Consider the following 24063-nt stretch of genomic DNA (forward strand, 5'->3'; position numbering starts at 1 on the left):
TTCAGTGCTGACAGGCTCTAGGAGGCCCTAGCCAAGCGCCAGGTCACGCGCCAGGCGCAGGCCGCTGAACTGCCAGCGGGCATCGGGCGGGAAGAAGTTGCGGTAGCTTGCGCGCATATGGCTTTGCGGCGTGGCGCAGGAGCCGCCGCGCAGCACAAACTGATTGCACATGAATTTGCCGTTGTACTCGCCCACCAAGCCCTCCCAGGGCTTGTAGCCGGGGTAGGGGTTGTAGTTGGACTGCGTCCACTCCCACACGTCGCCGAACATCTGCGCGGGCAGACCGTGGCTGCCCTCTTGCTGCGGCAATGGGTGGAAGGCGGATGTCTCCACAAAGTTGCCTTGCGGCGCGGGCCCGGCCGGCACCTTGCGCGCGGCCAGCTCCCATTCAAATTCGGTGGGCAATCGCGCGCCGGCCCAGCGCGCAAAGGCGTCGGCTTCAAAATAGCTGAGATGGCAGGCCGGTGTATTCGGGTCTACATCGATGAGGCCTTGCAGCGTGAAGTGCTGGTAGCTGCCTTCATCGCCTTGCCAGTAGAAGGGCAGGCTGACCTTGTTCTCGGTGACCCAGTCCCAGCCCATGGAGAGCCACAGCTCGGGGCGCTGGTAGCCCTTGTCGGCGATGAAGGCCATGATTTCGCCGTTGGTCACCGGCCGGCTGGCCAGCTCGAAAGCCGCCACATAGACCTTGTGGCGCGGCGTTTCATTGTCGAAGGCGAATTCGCCGTCGCGCGCCGCGTCATAACCGTGTTCCACCAGGCCGGCCTCATGGCGTAGCCAATCCACCGGTTGCGGGTGTATGCCGGCCAGCGGCCAGCGGCTCGCGTAGGCCGGGCGTTCGGGGTTGAAGGACAGCGCGTGTTTGATGTCGGTCAGCAGCAGTTCCTGGTGCTGCTGTTCGTGGTGCAGGCCCAGGGTTACCAGTTCGGTGAGATCCCGACCTTGCGCGCCGTCGGTGCCGGCTTCCACGGCGGCGATCACCGCCAGCATGCGCTGGTTGACCTGCGCGCGGTAGGCCAGCACCTCGTCAAGCGAGGGCCGGCTGATCAGGCCGCGCTTGGGCCTGGGGTATTTATCGCCCACGCCGTTGTAATAGCTGTTGAACAGCACCCGAAAGCCCGGGTCGAAAGGCGTGAAGCCGGGCTCAAAGCGTTCGAGGACGAAGGTCTCGAAGAACCAGGTCAGGTGGGCCAGGTGCCATTTGGCGGGGCTGGCGTCCGGCATGGACTGCAGCTGGCAGTCTTCGGGGCTCAGGGGCTGGATCAGCGCCTCGGTTTGCTGGCGCACGGCGCTGAAGCGCCTGGCGAGCGAGGAGGGCAATGCATGGGCGGCCTGGTGGCGCGCGGGGGAAGCGTCTGTGGGCATGGTGGCTACCGTTAAAAAGGGGACGGCGGGCGGACGTGGGATGTGAACGATTCAAAAGCTTCGCACGGGGCTTGGGGCTCAGCTGTCAGACAAAAGCCCGAAATTTTCGGTGCTGCGGGCGGCAGGGGGCGGCTGCAAGGCTTTGGGGGACGGGTTGACCTGGGGTTTGAGTTCCGGGTCTACGGCACGGCGTTCGTCAAAAACAAAACATTCACCGTCGAAATGTGCGCGCCCGCTCTCTTCGAAGTATTTGAGGATGCCGCCGTCGAGCTGCCAGACGTTCTCCACTCCGGCTTCGCGCATCAGGATGGCGGCTTTCTCGCAGCGGATGCCGCCGGTGCAAAAACTCACCACGGTCTTGCCGGCCAGTTCTTCTTTGTGCGCCAGCAGCGCTTCGGGAAATTCGGTGAACTTGCGGATGCGCCAGTCGATGGCATGGCGGAAGGTGCCGACGTCGGCCTCGAAGTCATTGCGGGTGTCCAGCGTCACCACGGGGCGGCCCGTGTCGTCATGGCCGGTGTCCAGCCAGTGCTCGAGGGTGGCGGCGTCCACCGCCGGCGCGCGGCCCGCGGCGGGCTGCACGGCCGGGTGGTTCATGCGGATGATTTCCGGCTTGACCTTGACCAGCAGCTTGCGAAAGGGCTGGGCGCCCGACCAGCTTTCCTTGGCCTGCAGGTCGGAAAAACGCACATCCTGTTTCAACCATGCCAAAAAATCATGAATATCGCCGGCCGGGCCGGCCAGGAAGAGGTTGATGCCTTCTTCGGCCAGCAGCACCGTGCCCCTGATGGCATGGCCCCGCAGCCGGTCAGCCAGGCTGGCTTGCAGCGCCGCGGGCTGGGCCAGCGCGACGAACTTGTAGGCTGCAATGTTCAGGATTTGCATGATGCGTTTGATTGTAGGCAGGCATGCAAGCCCTTGCACCTGGCTGGGGCCCCTGAGCGGACAGCCTCGGCCCTAAAATGGCCTTCATGTTTGTCCATTTGCGCCTTCACACCGAATTTTCCGTCGTCGACGGCACCAACCGCATCGATGAAATCGTGGCCGCAGCGGCCGCCGACCGGCAACCAGCGCTGGCCATCACCGACCTGAGCAACCTGTTCGGCACCGTCAAGTTCTACAAGGAAGGGCGCGGCGCGGGCGTCAAGCCCCTGATTGGCGCCGACATCTGGGTGCAGGTGCCGGGCAAGGACGCCGCCACGCCGGCCGCGCGCCTGCTGCTGCTGGTGCAGAACCGCCAGGGCTACCTCAACCTTTCCGAAATCCTCACGCGGGCCTGGACTAAAAACGTGGTGCGCGACCAGGCGGTGGTCAAGCTCGAATGGCTGCAGGAACTCAATGAAGGACTGATCGCGCTGTCGGGCGCGCAGGGCGGCTCCGTGGGCCAGGCCCTGCTGCAGGGCGACAGCGCCCGCGCCGTGGAATGCGCGCTGTATTTCGCGGGCCTGTTCCCCCATCGTTTTTACCTGGAACTGCAGCGCGCCCAGCGGCCCGACGACGAACGCCATGTGGCGGCGGCGGTGCAGCTCGCGGCGCGGCTCAAGCTGCCGGTGGTGGCCACGCATCCGGTGCAGTTCCTGACCTACGACGACTACGAGGCGCATGAAGCGCGCGTCTGCATCTCGGAAGGCGAGATCCTGGGCAACACGCGGCGCGTGCGCAAGTTCACGCGCGAGCAGTACTTCAAGTCGGCCGAGCAGATGCAGGCGCTGTTCGCCGACGTGCCCACGGCCCTGGCCAACACGCTGGAGATTGCCAAGCGCTGCAACCTGACGCTGGAACTCGGCAAGCCCATGCTGCCCGACTACCCGACGCCTGAAGTCGACGGCGTGCGCATGCCGATTGACGCCTACTTCCGCCACGCCTCGTTTGAAGGCCTGGAAGAGCGCCTGGCCCACCTGTACCGCGATGCGGCAGTGCGCGACCAGAAGCGGCCGTCTTACGTGGAGCGCCTGGAGTTCGAGATCAACACCATCCTCAAGATGGGTTTTCCCGGCTACTTCCTGATCGTCGGCGACTTCATCAACTGGGCCAAGAACAACGGCTGCCCGGTCGGGCCTGGCCGGGGTTCGGGCGCGGGCTCGCTGGTGGCCTATTCGCTGAAGATCACCGACCTGGACCCGCTGCAGTACAACCTGCTGTTCGAGCGCTTCCTGAACCCGGAGCGGGTGTCCATGCCCGACTTCGACATCGACTTCTGCCAGAGCAACCGCGACCGCGTGATCGACTACGTGAAGGACAAATACGGTAAAGAGGCCGTGAGCCAGATCGTGACCTTCGGCACCATGGCGGCGCGCGCCGCCATCCGCGACGTGGGCCGCGTGCTGGACTTTCCCTACGGCTTTTGCGACGGCATCTCCAAGCTGATTCCCAACAAGCCGGGCCAGCACATCACGATTGAACAGGCGAAGGAGCAGGAGCCCGTCCTGGCGGAGCGCGAACGCAAGGAAGAGGACGTGCACACGCTGCTGGAGCTCGCGCAAAAGCTCGAAGGACTGACGCGCAACGTCGGCATGCACGCCGGGGGCGTGCTGATCGCGCCCAGCAAGCTGACCGATTTCTGCCCGCTGTATGCCCAGCCCGGCAGCGACTCCGCCGTGAGCCAGTTCGACAAGGACGACGTGGAGGCCATAGGCCTGGTCAAGTTCGACTTTTTGGGCCTGGCCACGCTGACCATCCTGGAGATCGCCCGGGAATTCATCATTGCGCGCCACCCGGCGCAAAAGGACTTCAAGTTCGAGGACTTGCCGCTCAACGACCGCAAGGTCTATGAGCTCTTCGGCCGGGGGCAGACCGAAGCCGTGTTCCAGTTTGAAAGTATCGGCATGCAGCGCATGCTGAAAGACGCCAAGCCGGACCGCCTGGAAGACCTGATCGCGATGAACGCCTTGTATCGCCCGGGGCCGATGGAGCTGATCCCGACCTATATCGCGCGCAAGCAGGGCAAGGAAGTTCCCGAATATCCGGACCCGCGCGTCAAGGCCATCCTCGAAGAGACCTACGGCATCATGGTCTACCAGGAGCAGGTGATGCAGACCGCGCAGATCCTGGGTGGCTACTCGCTGGGCGGCGCCGACTTGCTGCGCCGCGCCATGGGCAAGAAGAAAAAAGAGGAGATGGACGCCCAGCGCGAGATCTTCCGCAAGGGCGCGGGCGAGGGCGGCCTCAGCGAAGAGAAAGCCGACGAGGTTTTCGACCTGATGGAAAAGTTCGCGGGCTACGGCTTCAACAAGTCGCACTCCGCCGCCTATGCGCTGCTGGCCTACCACACGGCCTGGCTCAAGGTGCACTACACCGCCGAATTCTTCGCCGCCAACATGACGGTGGAAATGGACGACACCGACAAGCTCAAGATCCTGTTCGGCGACGCGCAGAAGATGGGCCTCCAGTTCGAGTCACCCGACATCAACCGCGGCGAATACCGCTTCGAGCCCATCAGCGCGACTTCGGTGCGCTACGGCCTGGGTGCCATCAAGGGAACGGGCCAGCAGGCGATTGCCGCGATCGTCGCGGCGCGCAAGGAAGGCGGCCCCTTCACCTCGATTTACGATTTTTGCGTGCGCGTGGACCGCAGCCGGCTCAACAAACGCACGGTGGAGGCCCTGATCAAGGGCGGCGCCTTCGACAACCTGCAGCTCAACCGCGCCTCGCTGCTGGCCTCGGTGGACCGGGCTTTTGAATTCGCCGCCGCGACCGAAGCCAATGCCAACCAGGGCGGGCTGTTCGACATGAGCGACTCGCACGCCGCCAGCACCCAGGAGCCGCCGCTGGTCGAGGCCATGCCCTTCGGCGTGAAGGCCCGGCTGGTGCAGGAAAAAACCGCGATCGGCTTTTACCTCTCGGGCCATTTGTTCGACGAGGTGGAAACCGAGGTGCGCCAGTTCGCCAAACGCAAGATCGAGGACCTGATCGATTCGCGCGAGCCGCAGCTGCTGGCCGCGATTTTGAGCGACCTGCGCATCATCAACGGCAACCGCGGCAAGCTGATCATCTTCAAGCTCGACGACAAGACCGACGTGCTCGAGGCCTCGGTGGACGAAGCGACCTTCAACACCAACCGCAACCTGCTCAAGGACGACGAACTGGTGATCGTGCAGGGCACGCTGCAGGGCGCTTCGGAGCGCTTCGGCCGCCGCTTCAAGGTCACGCAGGTGTGGGACCTGGAAACCGCGCGCTGCAAGTTCGGCAAGTACCTGCGCGTGGCCGTCAACGGCAGCGCGCCCGACATCTCACGGCTGGTGCGGGATTTCCCGCCGCGCCGCGAAATGTCCGACCAGGGCGAAATCAGCCGCGGCCTGCCGGTGCGCCTGAGCCTCAGGCGGCAAAACACCGAGGGCGGTGCGACCGCCGAACTGCACCTGGGCGAAGCGGCCAAATTCTTCCCGACCGATGCGGCGCTGGCCAGCTGGATGGCGCAGGCCGACAGGGGGCTGGTGCAGATCGTTTACGAGTGAGCCGGGCGCCGCTTCACAGGGGCGCGGGCAAGGCTTGAATTGACGGCCGGCGCTAGTTGCGCGGCCGCATTTCCAGGATCAAGGTGGTGTCGGGTATGCGCCCGTCGACGTCCCGCGGCATGACGCGGGTGCGGATGATGGCGTTGATGGCGGCATCATCCCAGGCTTTGTTTCCGCTCGATTGAACCAGCCGCTGGCTGATGACGGTGCCGTCCAGCGTCAGGCGGACCTCCACCTTCGCCATCGGATTGCCGGTGAAGTCCTCGGTGAACACCACGTTGGGCTTGATGGCCGCCCTGACGATCGCGCCGTAAGTCGTGGACCCGCCGCTGGATTTTTGCGCTGTACCCTTGGAGTCCGCATCGCCGGTGGCGCCGGCCATGCCGGTGATGCGGCGCAGGTTTTCCTGGCGCACTTTCTCCGCGGCGGCCTGGGCGGCTTTCTGTTGCGCGGCGTCCTTGTTGTCCTTCTGGGCTTCCAGCTTTTTGGCGTCTTCCGCCGCCTTGCGTTTGGCCAGGTCTTCCTTGGCTTTCTTCTCGGCGGCTTTTTGTTTTTCCGCGTCTTTGTCTTTTTTGGCTTGCAGTTCAGCCTTCTGCTTTTCTTTCAGGGCTTCCGCTTCCTTCTGTTCCTGCACCAGCTTGCGCTTCTTCTCCTGCTCCAGCGCGATGTCCACCTTGGGGGCGGGCGGCGGCGTGGGCGTCCTGACTTCCGGGGTGGGTGACGGCGGGGGAGGCGGTGGCGGTGTCGGCACTTCAACTGGTTTGGGCGCGGCCTGCTGCGCCGGCATATTGGTCCACAGCTCGGCCTGGAAAGCGACGTCCGGGGTACTGCGCTTCCAGTTGACGCCCCAGGTCAGGGCGGCGATCAGCAGGACGTGCACCAGCAACGCCAGCGCGAACGCGTGGCCCGACCCCTCGTCCCGGGGCGGAAGAAAGTCGAGGCGGTCTGCGGCGCTGGGCATGGGGCTGGGCGGGCGGCTACTTGTTGCCGGTCTGCACCGACAGGCCCACGCGCGACACGCCGGCTTTTTGCAGGTTGTCCATGACCTGGACCACGGTTTCGTACTTGATGGATTTGTCGGCGCTGATGACCACGGGCACGGCCTGCGCGCCCTCGGCCTTCACGGCCGGCTCCAGCTTCGCGATGTCGGCCGCGACATTGCGCACATTGCTGGGCACGCTGTCGGTCTTGATCTTGATCTGCACGGTTTCGTCCTTGCTGATCAGGATTTGCACTGGGTTCTGCGGCTGGCTGGGTGCCCTGCCGACCTTGGGCAGCGCGATCATGCTGGGCGTGATCAGCGGCGCCGTCACCATGAAGATGATGAGCAGCACCAGCATGACGTCGATGAAGGGCACCATGTTGATCTCGCTGATGGTGCGCCGGTTGCGGCCGCGGCGGGAATTGACTGCTGGCATGGCGGTCTCCTTACCAGTCAATGACCTGAGGGTGATTGGGCGCCGAGGTTGCGCTGCAGGATGTTGGAGAACTCTTCGATGAAGGTTTCCAGCCGGTTGGCGACGCGGTCTATGTCGTGCGAGAAGCGGTTATAGGCGACGACGGCCGGGATGGCCGCGAACAGGCCGATGGCGGTGGCGACCAGCGCCTCGGCGATGCCGGGCGCCACCGTGGCCAGCGTGACCTGCTCCAGGGCCGCCAGGCCGGTGAAGGCGTGCATGATGCCCCAGACGGTGCCGAACAGGCCGACGTAAGGCGAGACCGAACCGACGGTGGCCAGGAAGGACAGGTTGGCCTCGATGGCGTCGAGCTCACGCTGGTAACTGGCGCGCATGGCGCGGCGCGCGCCGTCCAGCAGGGTGCCGGGGTCGGTGATGTGGCGTTCGCGGAGCTTCTGGTATTCACGCATGCCGCTGGCGAAAATCCGTTCCATGGGGCCTGAGTGCTTGGCGTTTTGCGCGGCGCCGGAAAACAGGTCGTTCAGGCTGGTGCCCGACCAGAACTCGCGGTCGAACTCGTCGTTGAGCGTCTGCACTTTGTTGAGCGCGATGACCTTGCGGAAGATCGCGGCCCAACTGGCGATGGACACGCCGACCAGCAGCGCCACGACGGCCTGAACGACCCAGCTGGCATTGAGGATGAGGCTGACGATGGACAAGTCTTGGTTCATGTTGTGGCCGTATCGTGTTTTAAGCTGTCAAGAATGGAAGCCGGAATGCGCCGTGGCTGCAGGCTGGCGGCGTCAACCCACCCAATGCGTATGCTGCCTTCGCAAAGTAAAGGCGCCGGTTGTGCCGGCGTCTGCTCTGTTTTTAATAGCACCTGCTGGCTGATTATCATGGACGCGCGGCCGGCTTCGACCAGGCTTGCCGTAACAATCAGTTCATCGTCCAGGCGGGCGGAACGATGGTAACGGACGCTGGTTTCCGCCACCACGAAAATGCCGCCGGTATTTTCCCGCAGGCGCTGCTGTTCAATACCCAAAGATCTGAGCCATTCGGTGCGCGAACGTTCAAAAAATTTCAGGTAGTTCGCGTAAAAAACAATGCCGCCCGCATCGGTGTCTTCCCAATAGACCCTGAGGGGCCAACTGAAAACCCGCGCGGCCGGCTTCATGCCAGCACCGCCTTGAGCCGGGCCACGGCCTCGTGCAATTGCGCCATGGAATTGGCGGTGGAAAAGCGCACGAACTGCTCGGGCGCGGCATGGCCGAAATCGCGGCCCGGCGTGACGGCCAGATGGGCGCGCTTCATGAGTTCGAAAGCGAAGTCCCAGCTGCCGCTGACGCCCAGACGCGCGGCGGCCTGGGTGCAGTCGGCATAGGCATAGAAGGCGCCGTCGGGCATCACCGGCACCGTGAGGCCCAGGCGATTCAGTTCGGGGATGAAGTAGTCGCGGCGCGCCTTGAATTCGGCGCGTCGGCGCTCGTACTCTTGCAGGCTCTCGGCTTCGAAGCAGGCCAGCGCCGCATGCTGGGCCACGGTGCTGGGGCAGATGAACAGGTTTTGCGCGATGCGTTCGATCACGGGCGCCAGCGCCTCGGGCACCACCAGCCAGCCCAGGCGCCAGCCGGTCATGTTGAAGTATTTGCTGAAGCTGTTGATGCTGATCACGCTTTGGCCCAGTTCGCCGGGCATGGCCAGGGCGGAGTGGCCGAAGTGCTCTTCGTAGCTCAGGCCCAGGTAGATCTCGTCGATCAGCGTGATGCCGCCGCGGCCGTGCACGAATTCGTGGATGCGCTGCAGTTCTTCGGGCGCGATCGAGGTGCCGGTCGGGTTGGAAGGCGAGGCCAGCAGCACGCCGCGCGTCTGCGGCTGCCAGGCCGCTTCGACCTTCTCGCGGGTCAGCTGGAAGCGTTCGGCCGCGGTGGTCGGCACCAGCACCGCATTGCCTTCGGCGGCGCTGACGAAATGCCGGTTGCAGGGGTAGCTGGGGTCGGGCATCAGGATTTCATCGCCGGCCTCGATGAGCGCCAGGCAGGCCAGCTGCAGCGCGGCCGAGGCGCCCGCCGTGATGATGATGCGGCCGGGCGCAACGTCGGCGCCGAAGCGCGAGGCGTACCAGGCGCTGATGCGTTCGCGTAGCGCCGGCAGGCCGGTGGCCTGGGTGTACTGTGTGTTGCCCTGCCAGATCGCGCGGGCCGCGGCCTCCTGCACCAAGGGCGGCGCGGTGAAGTCCGGCTCGCCGATGTTCAGGAAGATCATGGGCCGGTCGCTGTGGGCGAACTCCTGCGCCAGCGCCGAGGCTGCCTTGGCAACCTCCATGACATAAAACGGCTCGATGCGTTGAGCCCGCCGGGCGATTCTCACGTCGGGCGCTTTCACCGGGGGGATTGTTTGGCTTTGTCGGCGGCGACTTCCGCGGCGCGAAGGGAGGGCGCCATCTTGTTGAGCACGCCGTTGACGTATTTGTGGCCGTCGGTGCCGCCGAAGGCCTTGGCCAGTTCGATGCACTCATTGATGACGACGCGCCAGGGCACATCGAGGCAGTGGGTGAACTCGTAGGCGCCTATCCAGAGCACCGCATGCTCGATCGGCGAGATCTCGGCCATGGGCCGGTCCAGCAGCGGGGTGATGCCGGCGTCCAGCGATTTCGCGTCCGCGATGCAGCCGTGCAGCAGGGCGTCGTAGTGGGCCGAATCGGCTTTGTGAAAGCCCACCAGGTCGCGGGTGAAGGCATCGATGGAGTCGGCCTCGTTGCGGCCGACCAGGTGCTGATAAAGGGCCTGCAGGGCGAATTCGCGCGCGCGGGTGCGCGCCGATTTGTCGGCGGCTTTTTTGACGCCGGTGTCGGTCAGGCCGGTACGGGTCTGCGGCGGGCGTTTGGGTTTGATGATGGGATCAGCCATGAAAAATGCCAGTCAGGGTTAAAGGTGGGAGCAGGCGCTCAGGCAATTTCATTGATCAGGTTGGCCATTTCGACGGCGACGCGGGCGGCATCGCGGCCTTTTTCGACCTGCCGGGCCTGGGCCTGGGCGAGGTTCTCGGTCGTCAGGATGGCGTTGGCGATGGGCAGCTGGTAGTCCAGCGCCAGGCGCGTGACGGCGGAGCCGCTTTCGTTGGCCACCAGCTCGAAGTGGTAGGTTTCGCCGCGGATGATGCAGCCCAGCGCGATCAGCGCGTCGTACTTGTCGCTTTCGGCCAGCGCCTGCAAGGCGCAGGGCACCTCGAGCGCGCCGGGCACCAGGACGTGCCGGATGTTGTCTTCGAGCACGCCCAGGGCGGCGAGCTCGTGCTTGCAGGCCTCGGCCAGGGCGTTGGTGATGCTTTCATTGAAGCGCGCCTGCACGATGCCGATGGAAAGTTTTCTGCCGTCCAGCTTGTCGGCCGTCCCTTTTTCTGCTCCAAACACGGTGATTCCCTTTTGATTGATTTATGAATTTCAGGCGAGGTGACGCAAACGTCAGTCCCGGGTGATGTAGCCGACGATCTCCAGGCCGTAGCCCGTCATGCTGGGCATGCGGCGCGGGTTGCCCATGAGGTTCATGCGGTGCACGCCGCATTCGCGCAGGATCTGCGCGCCCACGCCGTAGGTGCGCAGGTCCATGCGGCCGCGCTCGGGGGCCTGGCTGGCGCGCGCCGTGCCTTCAAACTGGGCCAGCAACTGCGCGGCGCTTTCACCGCAGTTGAGCAGCACGGCCACGCCGCGGCCTTCGTCGGCGATGTGCTTGAGGCTCTGGTCCAGGCTCCAGGAATGCATGGGGCGGCCGGTTTCCAGCACGTCCAGCACCGACAGCGGCTCGTGGACACGCGCGGCCACAACGTCATCGGCGGACCATTCGCCTTTGACGAGGGCCAGGTGCAAGCCCTGGCTGGGCTTGTCGCGAAAGGCGTGGGCGGTGAACTCGCCGAAAGCGGTTTTCAGCGTGCGGCAGCCGATTTTTTCGACCAGGGAGTCGTTGCGGCTGCGGTGCTCGATCAGGTCGGCGATGGTGCCTATCTTCAGGCCGTGCTCGGCCGCGAACAGCAGCAGGTCGGGCAGGCGGGCCATGGTGCCGTCGTCCTTCATGATTTCGCAGATCACGGCGGCCGGCGAGCAGCCGGCCATGCCGGCCAGGTCGCAGCCGGCTTCGGTATGGCCGGCGCGCATCAGCACGCCGCCGTCCACCGCCTGCAGCGGAAAGATGTGGCCGGGCTGCACCAGGTCGCTGACGGTGGCGTCTTTGGCGACGGCGGCTTGCACGGTGCGGGCGCGGTCGGCCGCGGAAATGCCGGTGGTCACGCCTTCGGCGGCCTCGATTGAGACGGTGAAGGCCGTGGAATGCTTGGTGCCGTTGCGGGTCGCCATGGGCGGCAGTTGCAGCAGTTCGCAGCGCTCGCGGGTCAGGGTCAGGCAGATCAGGCCGCGGCCGAAGCGCGCCATGAAGTTGATGGCCTCGGGCGTGACGTGGTCGGCCGCGAGCACCAGGTCGCCCTCGTTTTCGCGGTCTTCCTCGTCGATCAGAATGACCATGCGGCCGGCGCGCATGTCGGCGACGATGTCTGCAACGGGGGAAATGGCAGTGCTCATGGTTCAGGGCTTTTTTAGGATGTTGTTGTGGGTGTCGCCCAGCATGCGCTCGACGTAGCGCGCGATCAGGTCGATTTCGAGGTTGACGCGGGAGCCGGCGGCCAGTTGGCCCAGGGCGGTGTTCTGCACGGTGTGCGGGATCAGGTTGATGCTGAGCTCCGTGCCTCCCTCATCGCCCGCCAGGTCGGTGACCCGGTTGACGGTCAGGCTCACGCCGTTGACGGTGATGGAGCCCTTGTAGGCCAGGTATTTTCCGAGTTCGCGCGGGGCCAGTATGCGCAGTTCCCAGCTTTCGCCGACCTCGGCGAAATGCGTGACGCGGCCTATGCCGTCGACGTGGCCCGAAACGATGTGGCCGCCCAGGCGATCGTGGGCGCGCAGGGCTTTTTCGAGGTTGATGGGGCCGGTTTCGGCGAGGCCTGTGGTTTTGGCCAGGGATTCGGCGGAGATGTCGATGGTGAAGCGGTTGAGGGCGAGGTCCAGCGAGGTGGCCGTCATGCAGGCGCCGTTGAGGGCGATGCTGTCGCCCAGGCCCACGTCGTCAAGGTAACCCGCAGGCGTCTCGATGGTGAGGCGCTTGCCGTGGTCTGAAGAGCTGCCCAGGCTTTGGATGGCGACGATGCGCCCCAAGCCGGTAATGATTCCGGTAAACATGCGCTATTTTCGCAGGGAATCCGGCCCGGACGTGGGGAAAGGCCACTATTGCCCTGTAAATGCGGCCCAGGCCAGGCCCGGCGCAGGTAAAAAACCGTCTAGAACTGGTCCCGGCCAACGCCGCGGGCCAGCACGCGCAGGTCGGGGCCTATCCTCTCGACGGACTGGAATTGCAGGGGCACCGCGTCGGAAAGTTGCTCCAGGGGCCCAAAGGACGCCATGCCCAGGCCGGCGCCGAGCAGCTTGGGCGCGAGGTAGACCAGGAACTCGTCGACCAGCCCTTCGCGGACCAGGGAGCCGTTGAGCTTGCTGCCAGCTTCGACATGCAGTTCGTTGATCTCGCGCAGCGCCAGGTCTTTCAGCATGGCCGCCAGATCCACCTTGCCACGGGCGCCGGGCAGGCAGGTGACCGTGGCGCCTCTGGCGAGCAGGGCGGCCTCCTGAGGGGCGCCCTGGACGGCGGTGTAAATCCACACCGGGCCGCCGGCCTCGAAAATTTTCGCATCCACCGGCGTCTGGAGCAGGCTGTCGACGATCACCCGAAAGGGTTGCCGAAGTGTTTCCACCAGCCTGACGTCCAGCCTGGGGTTGTCCTGGAGCACGGTGCCTATGCCCGTCAGCACGGCGCCGGCCCGCGCGCGCCAGGCATGGCCGTCGGCCCGCGCTTCGGGCGAGGTGATCCATTGGCTCCGGCCGTTGTCCAGGGCGGTGGCGCCGTCCAGCGATGCGGCGATCTTCATGCGGACCCAGGGGGTCTTGCGGACCATGCGGCTGAAAAAGCCGATGTTGAGTTCTTTGGCCTGCGCGGCGCCGGCGCCCACGTCGACCGCTATGCCGGCCGCGCGCAGGCGCTCAAAGCCCTGGCCGGAAACCCGGGGATTGGGGTCCGCCATAGAGGCGACGACTTTTTTGATACCCGCGGCAATCAGGGCGTCGCAGCAGGGGCCTGTGCGCCCGTGGTGGGAACAGGGCTCCAGCGTGACATAGGCGGCGGCGCCTTCGGTGGATTGGCCCCGGGCCGCGGCATCGCGCAGGGCCATGATTTCCGCGTGGGGGCCGCCGGCCTGCTGCGTGTGGCCAAGGCCTATGGTTTGCCCGGCGGCGGAGACCAGGACACAGCCAATGCGTGGGTTGGGCGCTGCGCTGAGGGGCGCGTTGGCCGCGGCCTGCAGGGCAGCCTGGATGAATTCGAGGGTAGAGGCTGTCTGGATGGGCTGCTGCATGGTTTCCCGCTGCGGCCACATCAGGGACGGGCCTATGGTTTTAACGCCAGCATTCCGCGATCAAAGCGGTGGTCGCGCCTGCGACCGTGACGCCTTTGACACCCGCCTGCGTCAGGGTGAATCCGCCGCATTTGTCATTCGCCATGCTGGCTGTGGTCAAAGGACGCATGATAAGCGTGAACGTGCTCGCGGTGGCGCTGCTGGAATTGCCGCCGGTGTTGGAAATTTCATAGAGCTGGGTGCCGTCGGCGGGCGCCTTCATGAAGGAAGGCGGCAGGGTGGCCCAGATGGTCTGGGAACCGGTGCGGTCGGCGTCGTAGCGGTCGTTGGCCGCGTAGAAACGCTGCATGTACTGGGCGGCCTGCGAAAGCGCCGCTCGCGCCGCGGCGCGGTTGCCGCGCGCGATATAGCTCTGGTAGGACGGTATGGCGATCGCGGCCAGCACGCCGATGATCGCCACCACGACCATCAGCTCAATCAGCGTAAAGCCCGCCGAGCCGTCGTTTTTTTTCGATTTGGACATCATGAGTGATTCTCTTGGTAAAAGCAGCGATTTTCAAGCCTGATTTCAGTTGGCGCGCGGGAAGAGCTGGCGCCATGAGCGGTTCAGGACAGCGCCTGGGCATTCGCCGGGGTGGGCCGCCCGGTAGGCGGCGCTGCTGCAGTTGGCCGTCGTGCATTCGCTTGTATGGGCCGCAGCATAAGCCGCGTCGGCGCAGCTGCCGCATTCAGCAACATGGGCTACCGCATAGGCCGGGTTGGTGCAGTCCTGGGGCGGGGGCGCGCCCTTGGTGCGAATCGTGATAGAGCCGCTTGCAGTCTGAATGCTTCGGAGGCCGGTGTCTTCGCCCAGCGAGTTCCGGATAATGAGGACAACGTCGACGCCATCAGCAGGTGTGCTGAAGACGCAGACGTTCGCGTCCTTCCCGTCAATCTGTTTATCGCCATTTGTGTCCAGCGTGCCGCCCACACGGCAAGTCGCAGTGAATGGATTGATCGCGTAGGTCTCTCCTTTGCTTGTTGAGGCCAGGCAGCTCGATGCGCTGCTTTGGGGGGCAACCGTATCGATTTTGACTATTTCGTCTACTATGTTGATCTCTGAGATGGCGCGTTCACCGGTCAATGTATCTTGAGCCAGCTTCCAGCCCCGACGAGTGGACCAGTCAAGGGTGGTGACTGCCGGATTGACAAAACTGATCCCGCCGACGGAAGTAGCGCCGCCGCCATTGATTGTCTCGCCGGTGCTTGGATCGGTACCCCCTGTAGCGTCGGTCTGTTTAATACCTTCGAGTTGCGAGTCAGTAATGGAATCGGTACCCGTGGAGCCGAATGGCTTCCGGTCCCACAGGCCATAGACTTGCTGAATCGGCGTTGTTATGGAAGTGTCACCCGCCTCAAACAACTTGCCGGTACCCACGATCACTATATAGCTGGGCTTGAAACTAGGTTGGTCAGTCCGCTCAACGACAGCCGGTGCGGCTGTAATGGGCAAAGGTGTTACACCGCTGAGCGCGGTGAACAGCGCAACACCGCCGTTGCCAACGCCCCAAGCGGAGGAGGTAGCACCGCTCAGGTCGAATTTCCACAACCGGCCTTTCAGGTCGCCCGCATAGACGCCGATAATCTGCCGTTTGTCGTTGTAAACCACGCGCACACCTCCCAGCCCGTTGCCGGTCGTGTTGTCGGTCTGGATTTCCTTGAGCAGTTTGCCGGTGCCGGTCTCAACGACGAAGAGGCTGGCTTTCCCGGATTTACTGTCGTAGCCGTTGCCGAAGATGGTCACCCAGTCGCCGCTAACCGTGATGCCACTCTGGGCTTTAGTCAGGACATTGCCCAGTTCTGCGAACGAAGTCGTGGAGTTTCCCGGCATCACAGGAAATGCTGGGTCCGCATTGACCTCCCACAAGATCGCCTTGCCATTCATATTGAGAGCGTCGGTGGCATTCAGCGCGAAGACCGACTTGGCGCCAGCGCCAGCGGTACCCACGACCAGGTTGCGCCATCCTGTGGACGTGCCTCCGCCGGTCAGATTGGGGGTTGTTAAATAGGCGTCGACCTCCATCATCGGGCCGTCCACCATGTAAGTGTGGGCATAGGGATAGCCGCTATCGGTCAGGGCTTCGAGCTTTCCAAGTGCAGACCGTGGAATATAGCCAAAGACCTCCCGGCCGCCGATGCTTGAGCCGTAGCCTTCTCCAAATGCATGCACCATGCCGTCATTGGCCCCCACAAACACCACACCTTCGGTGCGGGCCGCCTTGCTGGCCATGTAGGCGGCATAGGTGGTCAAGCCTGGGGTAGATACTGGAAGCAGCTCAAACTGGGGATTGGTGTTGTTCCTGATGTAAGCGGGTGTCGAATTGACGAGGTCACCGAGAACCGTTGGACGTTTTCTCATGCCGGCACCTTCCTTGGTCCGCACGCCACGCAGGTAGTCGATCATGTCGGAGGTCACCGCATTGCTCATCTGCATGTTGGTATTGGTGCCCTTCAGGCTGTTGGCCGCCGTGGTGATGTTGGCATAGGTGAAGTCGAGGCCTTGCTTGGTTGCGTCGGTCCAGACGAAAATCTTCCGGGATGCTGGTACGGGCAGCGTGGTAACGCCTGTTGGCTGGCCGTTGCCGTCGGTGGCGACGACCTGCCAAACTACGGAGCCGCTGGTCAAATCTTTCATTTGCAGGTTGCCCCACCATGTGCCGCTAGTATAGTAAGGGATAAATTTCTTGGTGCCCGCGACCAGATCCGTGGCGGATGCCGCCACACCGGCTTGTGAAAACTGCTGGCTGGCGATACTGCCAATGACATTACCCAGGTCCGTTGTGAATTGGGCCGCGTCGGTTACCGTGAGGAAATCGCCACCGCCGTTGTGGGCCGCGTGGCGCATGTCGTCGATCGTCGTGACGGTATTGAGTACAGGGTCGGCCCAGGCAAGGGTGCCGGCCTTGGCACTGGTTACCTCCGCATCCGTCATTTTGCCCGGGGCGCCAAAGCTGACCATATAGCTGGTCATGTTTTGCCAGAATGGGGGGTCGGAGGAAGTGCCTTTCCCAAGGTCGTTCGGCAAATCGGGACGGAGATCGGTGACCCAGTACTTCAGGGCAATATCCGCCAGCGTGTCGGCAACGCCACCCGTCCCACTGACTCTGTCTGGTTTGCCTTTGGTTCGTGCGTCGGTTTTTTCGGTCGGTTTGTACTGGTATGTTTTGCTGTTATCCAGAGCATGGGTATATGCTGGTCCCACGGTCGCGTCGACATTACCTATGCCTGCAGGGGCGGCATCCGTGTAAAAACCATCGGTGATCAACAGGGTGAATGAACGACGGCAGGATAAATGGCTGGTTGCGGTTTCGCCAGCGGGGGGGGCCCAGGGCTTGGATCCCCAGGGCCCATTGTTGGCATTGTTCTGGTAGTACTTCCCGGCCTTGTCAAGCGCGCCGCGCAGCGGCGTGCCCCCGGTGGCTACGCGCGCATCAAGCCACGAATAAAATGCACTTTTGGCCAGGCCAAAGTCCTTCATGGAACTGAGGTTGTTTAGGGGGTCTATGTCTGTGTAGGCCAGTCGAAAATTGTCGGCTTGGCTTGCGAATGCCCCGGACAACCCTGTTTTTGCCGAACTGAGGCGATCTATGTGGTAGGCACGCCAGTTCGCGATGTTCTGGCGTTCCTCGTTGAACGTGCAGGTTGCACCAGCGCAGTCCGTGCGGGTGCCGCCGTGCGGACCAAACGGGTTGGTGCTGCCGCTGCCGGAGGTGTTGGACCCATTCAGCTTGAACTTGCTGGTCGTCACTTCATAGCTGTCGTAGTCCGCCGTGTTCTTGATGGCATTGGACGTGGTGTAGGTCGTGGGATCCTTGCCTGCTTTAGGCAGGAACATGGTCACGACCGAGGAGTTGCCCACGGCCGCATTGGCCTGGAGAACACCTCCGACATAACCTGGTCCATAGACCTTTTTGGGGTTGTAAAACAGCAGGTTGTTGACAGGGGAGCTTTGACGGGGGTCGGCGCTGCTAATGCAATCCGCGTGGAAGCCCGGGATGCTGGTGGAGCCCGGGGACTCAGCCAGCATCGCGGCGCTGACATGTTTGGCATAGACGCATTCCCAGTCCATGGAGCCCGAGGTATCGAGCACCAACGCGATGTTAGGCCGGACGTTCACGGTTCTGGACAGCAGCGGCTCCTGCGCGACGACCGCGAACGCACTGTCCGCCGTGATCAACGCGGCCGCGTAAAACGCAACGCCGCGCAAAATGGAAAATTTCATGGCCAGGCCTTTCATGCTCGGGTCGAGCATCATTTCATGGTGATTACGGATTGGAGCCACACCTCGGTGCCTTGGGGTGTGCTTCCATCTTTCGCGGCGACTTCAGGGCCGAAGCCTCTGGCCGTCGTGACAAAAACTTTGGTGTCGGCAGGGGTCAGGTACTGCGACATGCACTCGGGCTGGCGGGTGAAATACAGCTTGGTTCCCGCGTCGCCGGACGAGGTGACCGTGACTGTCTTGAGGCTGGCCACCGGTGTCGCGGCGTCCCAGTTGGCCATGGTGGCCCAGGAGTAGGGCGTCCCGGCGCCGACGGGGGCCGCCTCGGGCGCAAAGCCGGTGGCGGGGTTGGCGGCGTAGAGCTGCACCTGCTGTTCGCAGAAGCGCAGGGCTGTTTCGGCGGTCTGCCGGGCCAGCGCCTGCTGGCGGCTCTGGTTGGCCACTTGCTCGGTCGACGAGGCGCCGCGAATCGAGATGCTGGCCAGGACCGAAAGAATCATCAGCATGATGAGGGCCACAATCAGCACGACGCCCTGCTGCCCGTGCATCTTCGTCTTCGCGGTTTGGCGTGGTTCAGGGATTGACATAACCCACTCCATGGTTGCGCAACAGCACCGTGGTGCGATAGGCGCGGCGCAGCTTGCCGTCGGTGATGTCGACGTCGGTGCCGGCGCAATTTTGATAGCTGGGCTTTGTGCTCGAAGTACCCAGGTCCCCCAGCACGCGGTCTTCGCTCTTGACCACCACGCAGACTTGCGCCGCAACCACCTTGTTCCAGCGGTCCAGCAGGGGCAGGGCCGCCAGGCCCACATCCGTGGGGGTGGTGATGCCGGAGGCGCTCAGGTAACCGCGCACATTCTGGCTGTTGGGGACGGCGGGCTCGGCCACCGCGAAATTCACCGTCGCGCTTTCAATGTTTTCGGCCAGCACCTGCGATTGCGCCAGGTTGCCGCTTCCGCGGCAGGTCAGCGTGTTGTTCGTGATGGCGATGCGCGACTGCATGATGTAGAAAGGAGCGCCCGCGGCGCCCACGCCGTTGCCGATACAGTCCATCGGCAGGCCGCCGGAGGTGTTTTTCCCGCTGTTGAGGTCTGCCTCGTAGGCCACGGCCAGGGAAAAACCACCGGATCCTGCGCAGCTCAAGGCGCTCATGGCGGCAACGGTGGGATCCGTGAAGCCCGTGTTGCAGGCGTACAGGTTCCAGCCGCCCAGGCCCAGGTCGTTCTTGACGCCGCCGGTGCGCGTGGGGTTGTACCCCGCCTGGCGCAGTTCCTGCGTAAAGACGCCGAGGGCCATCTGGGCGTCCTCGTTCATCTGGCCCTGGGCCTGCGCGTTGCGCGTGGCCGTGCTGCCGGAGAGATACATGACCACCAGCGCGCCGATGATCACCATGCCCAGTGTCATGGAGATCAGCAGTTCGATCAGGGTGAAGCCTGACTGCTGCCTTGCTGCGGACTTTGCCGCGGGCATGCGAGGACGCTGCCGCGGGCAGCTTTTTGCGGGCGAAGTCATAACTGCACCTTCATGTAAAAGCAGCGTGGCAGTGTTGGCAGGGCTTTGGCGGTGGCCGAGCAGTTGTCGGACGTCGATTCGGCGGACTGGTCGACGCCGGCGACCTTGCGGGAGTTGTCCAGCACGCCGGCTTCTTCCCAGAGAATCCAGATGTTGGCCTGGGTTGCGCTGGCACCGGGCCGGGCCAGCTCGACGCCGCCCTGGGGCAGCAACGCACGAACCCGGCTCTGGAAGGCCGTCAGGTCCGCGGCAGCCAGTGTCGCAGGGGTTGTGCAGTTGGGAAAGGCGCAGGGCGCGAGGGCGGGAGGACTGCTGGTGGTCATCAGCGCCACGTCATAGTTGCCGCCTGAAAGTCCGGTCGGGTTGAGCCTGATGACTTCCGCCAGTTCCGTGGCCAGGGCGCTGGCGATGGCGCGGTTGGCCGCGTTTTTCTGCGCCGCGACCGAATAGGCCTGCATGCCGGCGAGTGCCAGCATGCCAAAGGACATGAGCAATATGGAAATCAGGACCTCCAGCAGCGAGGAGCCTCGCTGCCCCTTGCGTGAAGGAGGTGCTTTTCTGGTGAGGCCTAGCATGCGACGTCCCCCGTCTGGACTTTGACCCTGCCCACTGCGTTCATGCACAGGGTACGGGTGTAGTAAGCGTTGGTGGCGAACGAGCCCGAGGCATGCACCAGCCATCGGCCCGACTGGCCTATGGCGCGGCCGGTGCCGTCATAGATGATGCCGTTGCCCGTGGCGACAGCCGTCGGAGTGGAGACGCCGACCGCGAAAAAATCGCTGACGCCGGCCATGGGCTCCTGGGCGCGTAGCACGATGTCGGTCGCGGCATCGAAGCTGCCGTTGCCATTGCTGTCAACGAACACCACCCATCCCTGCATCCAGCCGCCGACGGTCGCGCCGTTACCGGTGGAGCATGTCGGGCTTGCCGCGGTGTAGTTGGCGGTCCTGCAGATCGTCACGCTTTTCCCGCGCCGCATGGCTTCACCGCGGGCGTAGCGGGTATCCGAGATAAACCCGTTGGTGGCGCGGGTGATATTGGCGTTGGCAAGCAGGCCCATGAAGGAGGGCGTTGCGAGGACCGTCAGGATTCCGATGATGGCTATCACCACCAGCACCTCAATCAGGGTGAATCCATGCTGGATTCGCCGCATGACACGCCAGGGCGGTTGGGGGCGGAAGGTGGCAGGGCCGGCGATCGATAGATTTTCGAACATGCGCAATTGTGAGCATGCCTCGCCGGTCCCGCCTCCTGTATTCGACGCCCGGTCAGGTCTGCGTGACGAACGGTCAGCGCGTCCGGCGCTTTAGCGCCTGACCTCATCCACCAGGGTCTTGAACTCGTCAATATCCTCAAAGCTGCGGTAGACGCTGGCAAAGCGGACATAAGCCACTTTGTCGAGTTTCTTGAGTTCGCGCATGACCAGCTCGCCCAGGCGGTTGGAGGCCACCTCGCGCACCCCCAGGCTCAGCAGTTTTTCCTCGATGCGTTCGATGGCCGAGTCGATCTGCTCGGTACTGACGGGGCGCTTGCGCAGCGCCAGGTTCATGGAGCCCAGGATCTTGCTGCGCTTGTACTCGATGCGCCGGCCGTCCTTCTTGACGATGGACGGGAAGGTGACGTCGGGCCGCTCGTAGGTGGTGAAGCGCTTTTCGCATGCGCCGCACTGGCGGCGCCGGCGTATGAAGTCGGCGTCTTCCGCCACCCGGGTTTCGACAACCTGGGTTTCGAGGTGGCCGCAGAAAGGGCATTTCATGGGTGTTGACCTGAACTTAAAAGCATCGATTGGTCTTTGGCCCATTGAGGACGGAAGGGGCAGCGATGAAAACCATGGTGCCCGCGCCGTCCGCCATGGTTAACGGTACACAGGGAAGCGGCTGGTCAGGGCGTGAACCTTGGCGCGGACTGCTTCCAGGGTGGCCGCGTCGCGCGGGTTGTCGAGCACGTCGGCGATCAGGTGGGCCGTGGCGCGGGCTTCCTCGTCCTTGAAGCCGCGGGTCGTCATGGCCGGGGTGCCAATGCGCACGCCGCTGGTGACCATGGGCTTTTCCGGGTCGTTCGGGATGGCGTTCTTGTTGATCGTCATGTGGGCGCTGCCCAGCACTGCTTCGGCTTCCTTGCCGGTAATGCCCTTGGCGCGCAGGTCGACCAGCATGACGTGGCTTTCGGTGCGCCCGCTGACGATGCGCAGGCCGCGCTGCGTCAGGGTGTCGGCGACGATCTGCGCGTTTTTCACGACCTGCTGCTGGTAAGCCTTGAACTCAGGCGTCATGGCCTCCTTGAAAGCCACGGCCTTGGCCGCGATCACGTGCATCAGCGGGCCGCCCTGCAGGCCGGGGAAGATCGCGCTGTTGATGGCTTTTTCGTGCTCGGCCTTCATCAGGATGATGCCGCCGCGCGGGCCGCGCAGGCTTTTGTGCGTGGTCGAGGTGACGATGTCGGCATGCGGCACCGGGTTGGGGTACACGCCCGCGGCCACCAGGCCGGCGTAATGGGCGATGTCGACCATGAAGATCGCTCCGACGGCTTTGGCCACCTTGGCGAAGCGCTCGAAGTCGATGCGCAGGCTGTAAGCCGAGGCGCCCGCGATGATCAGCTTGGGTTTGGTCTCAAGGGCCTTGCGCTCCATGGCGTCGTAGTCGATTTCTTCCTTGTCGTTCAGGCCGTAGGACACGACGTTGAACCACTTGCCGCTCATGTTCAGGGCCATGCCGTGCGTCAGGTGGCCGCCTTCGGCTAGGCTCATGCCCATGATGGTGTCGCCGGGCTTGAGGAAGGCCAGGAACACGGCCTCGTTGGCCGATGCGCCGCAATGCGCCTGCACGTTGGCGGCTTCGGCGCCGAAGATGGCCTTGACACGGTCGATGGCCAGTTGCTCGGCCACGTCCACATGTTCGCAGCCGCCGTAGTAGCGGCGGCCGGGATAACCTTCGGCGTATTTGTTGGTGAGCTGCGATCCCTGCGCGGCCATGACGGCGGGCGAGGCGTAGTTTTCGCTGGCGATCAGCTCGATATGCTGCTCTTGCCGGGCGTTTTCGGCCTGGATGGCGGCAAAGATTTCGGGATCGGTCTGTTCGACCAGGATATTGCGGTGGTACATGGCAGTCCTTAAAGACGTGGTCCCTGCTATTCATATGAGCCGCGGCTCTAAATGAAACAAGGGCTGCCCAGGCGAACGGCTGAACGCTGAGGCCCAACGGCTGTCAGCGGTGCGCTTCCCAGTGGTGTCCCACGTCAGCTCCAATGGTTGCGAAAACCTTGAGCCTATCGCCAGTTGCGCACCCGGCTAGTGTAACTGAGAGCGCCTGAAATCCGTGGCAGCCCGTCCCATACCCGTGGCCCGGAAAGCAAAAAGCCGGGCGCTGGCGGCGGCCCGGCTTTGCGGTGCAAGCGGCGGGCCTGGAGGCCGCGCCGGCGGGGATCAGGACTGGCTCAACAGCGCCACTTTCTCGGGCGTCTTGCCCTCGGAGGCCGGCGTCTCGGACTTGCCGGGCAGGGAGGCCGGGACCGGGCGCGAAGTGCCGGGCTCGGCAAAGAAAGGCGAGGGCTTGCCGCGCTTGGACGCGGAGGCCACCACGGCCAGCAGGCGGGCGTGCTCCCCCATCACCTTGCCGGCGTAGCCGCCGTCGTCTTCCATATTGGCGGCGCCCACATAGTATTTGAGGCCGCCTTCCACGGATCCGGCGCGGGCGATGCATTCCTGCAGCACCTTGACGCCGACGCGCAGGTTGGTCACCGGGTCGAAGGCCGCCAGCTTGCCGCCGAAGTTGTCGTATTTGTCGTGGTGCACCTTGGTCATGACCTGCATCAAGCCCTGGGCGCCCACGGGGCTTTGCGCGAACGGGTTGAAGCCGGACTCGATCGCCATGATGGCCAGGATCAGGGTGGGGTCGAGCTTGGCCTTCTGGCCGATCTCGAAGGCCTCGGCCACCAGCACGCTCAAAGGCTCGGGCGCCACGCCGTATTTCTTGCTCAGCCAGTAGGCCACCGCCGCCTGCTGGGCCGGCAGGTCTTTGGGATTGGATGCCGTGGCACGCTCAATGGCGGCGGGCTCGGTAAAACCGATGGCCGCTTCCTGGCGTTGCTGCAGCCAGGTCATGAGCTTGAATTCACCGGCCTGACGCAAGTCGGGCCGGGCCGTCAGTGTGATCACCGCGAACACGACCGCCAGGCCCAGGAGGGCGAAGCTGTTGTGGGTGATCTCGAAAAAGCCCTGGGCGATGTCATCGGCGATGGTTGAAATACCGCTCTGTACACTTTTCAAGTGCGCCTCAAGGCCGAATTGTCCTAGCGCTGTCATAGCACTCCTTTCTACGCTTGCAGGCCCTTGAGAGGCCAAGCAGGCTTTGATTGGGTCGCCATCAAACCAAGGCATGCCTTGTGGGTGTTGACCCCTGTTTGACGTTGCCGGCTTCTTTGATGAATGGGGCAGCGGAGATTCGGGTTGTCCCTAGGTTTCTGTGGGACTGGCGGGATTCTATGGGGTCGTTAAATAACCTGTCAATAATAAGAGATTAATTTCTTATATCAATTAAGCAAATAAAAACCTTGATTCTCGGCAGAATCCGCCTGAATCAAGGTAGTTACGGCCTCTTTTTGAGACCAAGCTCTAAGTTAAATTCGGCGTGAA

Annotated in this window: 22 protein-coding genes and 1 riboswitch; of the genes, 1 reads left to right on the forward strand and 21 read right to left on the reverse strand. The window is 63.7% G+C overall.

The window, feature by feature from the left end; all coding sequences use genetic code 11:
- Positions 1-27: 27 nt before the first annotated feature.
- Positions 28-1365: an ergothioneine biosynthesis protein EgtB gene (gene egtB / locus AC1D1F_RS00370; protein WP_477678409.1), complete on the reverse strand. Its 1338-nt coding sequence runs from the start codon at positions 1363-1365 to the stop codon at positions 28-30.
- Between the two features lie 78 nt (positions 1366-1443).
- A complete protein-coding gene (locus AC1D1F_RS00375) occupies positions 1444-2253 on the reverse strand; it encodes a sulfurtransferase (protein WP_477678412.1) in 810 nt (269 codons plus the stop codon).
- A gap of 83 nt (positions 2254-2336) precedes the next feature.
- Here AC1D1F_RS00375 and dnaE point away from each other — a divergent pair, with 83 nt between their 5' ends.
- Positions 2337-5819 (forward strand): DNA polymerase III subunit alpha, encoded by a 3483-nt coding sequence (gene dnaE, locus AC1D1F_RS00380; protein ID WP_477696309.1) that lies wholly within the window; start codon positions 2337-2339, stop codon positions 5817-5819.
- Positions 5820-5871: 52 nt separating this feature from the next.
- On the opposite strand, the gene tolA is transcribed toward dnaE, so the two are convergent.
- From tolA to AC1D1F_RS00475, 19 genes are all read right to left on the reverse strand, one after another.
- Positions 5872-6780: a cell envelope integrity protein TolA gene (gene tolA, locus AC1D1F_RS00385; protein ID WP_477696310.1), complete on the reverse strand. Its 909-nt coding sequence runs from the start codon at positions 6778-6780 to the stop codon at positions 5872-5874.
- A gap of 16 nt (positions 6781-6796) precedes the next feature.
- The gene (locus AC1D1F_RS00390) at positions 6797-7237 is read right to left on the reverse strand and encodes a biopolymer transporter ExbD (RefSeq protein ID WP_477678722.1); all 441 of its coding nucleotides are present in this window, start codon (positions 7235-7237) and stop codon (positions 6797-6799) included.
- Between the two features lie 17 nt (positions 7238-7254).
- Complete coding sequence (gene tolQ / locus AC1D1F_RS00395) at positions 7255-7947, reverse strand: protein TolQ (protein ID WP_477655681.1); 693 nt, start codon at positions 7945-7947, stop codon at positions 7255-7257.
- Positions 7944-8393 carry a tol-pal system-associated acyl-CoA thioesterase gene (gene ybgC, locus AC1D1F_RS00400; RefSeq protein ID WP_477678720.1) on the reverse strand — a complete coding sequence of 150 codons (450 nt, stop codon included), beginning with the start codon at positions 8391-8393 and terminating at the stop codon, positions 7944-7946. Before ybgC ends, tolQ begins: the two co-directional genes overlap by 4 nt.
- Complete coding sequence (locus AC1D1F_RS00405) at positions 8390-9586, reverse strand: pyridoxal phosphate-dependent aminotransferase (RefSeq protein WP_477678719.1); 1197 nt, start codon at positions 9584-9586, stop codon at positions 8390-8392. The genes ybgC and AC1D1F_RS00405 overlap by 4 nt, the downstream gene beginning before the upstream one ends.
- An 11-nt stretch (positions 9587-9597) precedes the next feature.
- Positions 9598-10125: a transcription antitermination factor NusB gene (gene nusB / locus AC1D1F_RS00410; RefSeq protein WP_477696311.1), complete on the reverse strand. Its 528-nt coding sequence runs from the start codon at positions 10123-10125 to the stop codon at positions 9598-9600.
- Between the two features lie 38 nt (positions 10126-10163).
- Positions 10164-10628 (reverse strand): 6,7-dimethyl-8-ribityllumazine synthase, encoded by a 465-nt coding sequence (gene ribH, locus AC1D1F_RS00415; protein WP_477678717.1) that lies wholly within the window; start codon positions 10626-10628, stop codon positions 10164-10166.
- 51 nt (positions 10629-10679) lie between these two features.
- Positions 10680-11786, reverse strand: coding sequence for a bifunctional 3,4-dihydroxy-2-butanone-4-phosphate synthase/GTP cyclohydrolase II (gene ribBA, locus AC1D1F_RS00420; RefSeq protein WP_477696312.1), 1107 nt, complete (start codon positions 11784-11786; stop codon positions 10680-10682).
- A 3-nt stretch (positions 11787-11789) separates the two neighbouring features.
- Entirely contained in the window at positions 11790-12440 is a 651-nt protein-coding gene (locus AC1D1F_RS00425) for a riboflavin synthase (protein WP_477696313.1), read from the reverse strand.
- A gap of 98 nt (positions 12441-12538) precedes the next feature.
- Positions 12539-13663: a bifunctional diaminohydroxyphosphoribosylaminopyrimidine deaminase/5-amino-6-(5-phosphoribosylamino)uracil reductase RibD gene (gene ribD / locus AC1D1F_RS00430; RefSeq protein WP_477678421.1), complete on the reverse strand. Its 1125-nt coding sequence runs from the start codon at positions 13661-13663 to the stop codon at positions 12539-12541.
- Positions 13664-13703: 40 nt separating this feature from the next.
- Entirely contained in the window at positions 13704-14189 is a 486-nt protein-coding gene (locus AC1D1F_RS00435; RefSeq protein ID WP_477678422.1) for a type IV pilin protein, read from the reverse strand.
- A gap of 42 nt (positions 14190-14231) precedes the next feature.
- A complete protein-coding gene (locus AC1D1F_RS00440) occupies positions 14232-17957 on the reverse strand; it encodes a pilus assembly protein (RefSeq protein WP_477700619.1) in 3726 nt (1241 codons plus the stop codon).
- The gene (locus tag AC1D1F_RS00445) at positions 17954-18508 is read right to left on the reverse strand and encodes a pilus assembly PilX family protein (RefSeq protein WP_477696315.1); all 555 of its coding nucleotides are present in this window, start codon (positions 18506-18508) and stop codon (positions 17954-17956) included. The genes AC1D1F_RS00440 and AC1D1F_RS00445 overlap by 4 nt, the downstream gene beginning before the upstream one ends.
- Positions 18495-19433: a PilW family protein gene (locus tag AC1D1F_RS00450; protein ID WP_477677277.1), complete on the reverse strand. Its 939-nt coding sequence runs from the start codon at positions 19431-19433 to the stop codon at positions 18495-18497. The genes AC1D1F_RS00445 and AC1D1F_RS00450 overlap by 14 nt, the downstream gene beginning before the upstream one ends.
- Positions 19430-20113 carry a type IV pilus modification protein PilV gene (gene pilV, locus AC1D1F_RS00455; RefSeq protein ID WP_477696316.1) on the reverse strand — a complete coding sequence of 228 codons (684 nt, stop codon included), beginning with the start codon at positions 20111-20113 and terminating at the stop codon, positions 19430-19432. Before pilV ends, AC1D1F_RS00450 begins: the two co-directional genes overlap by 4 nt.
- Positions 20002-20649 (reverse strand): GspH/FimT family pseudopilin, encoded by a 648-nt coding sequence (locus AC1D1F_RS00460; RefSeq protein ID WP_477677279.1) that lies wholly within the window; start codon positions 20647-20649, stop codon positions 20002-20004. The genes pilV and AC1D1F_RS00460 overlap by 112 nt, the downstream gene beginning before the upstream one ends.
- A gap of 90 nt (positions 20650-20739) precedes the next feature.
- Positions 20740-21189: a transcriptional regulator NrdR gene (nrdR, locus tag AC1D1F_RS00465; RefSeq protein WP_007872661.1), complete on the reverse strand. Its 450-nt coding sequence runs from the start codon at positions 21187-21189 to the stop codon at positions 20740-20742.
- Positions 21190-21288: 99 nt separating this feature from the next.
- Complete coding sequence (glyA, locus tag AC1D1F_RS00470; protein WP_477677281.1) at positions 21289-22533, reverse strand: serine hydroxymethyltransferase; 1245 nt, start codon at positions 22531-22533, stop codon at positions 21289-21291.
- A gap of 58 nt (positions 22534-22591) precedes the next feature.
- Positions 22592-22721, reverse strand: a riboswitch (ZMP/ZTP riboswitch).
- Positions 22722-22854: 133 nt separating this feature from the next.
- Entirely contained in the window at positions 22855-23733 is an 879-nt protein-coding gene (locus AC1D1F_RS00475; RefSeq protein WP_477681123.1) for a lytic transglycosylase domain-containing protein, read from the reverse strand.
- Positions 23734-24063: the final 330 nt, after the last annotated feature.

It is taken from the genome of Polaromonas sp. P1_H6, from assembly GCF_056405195.1.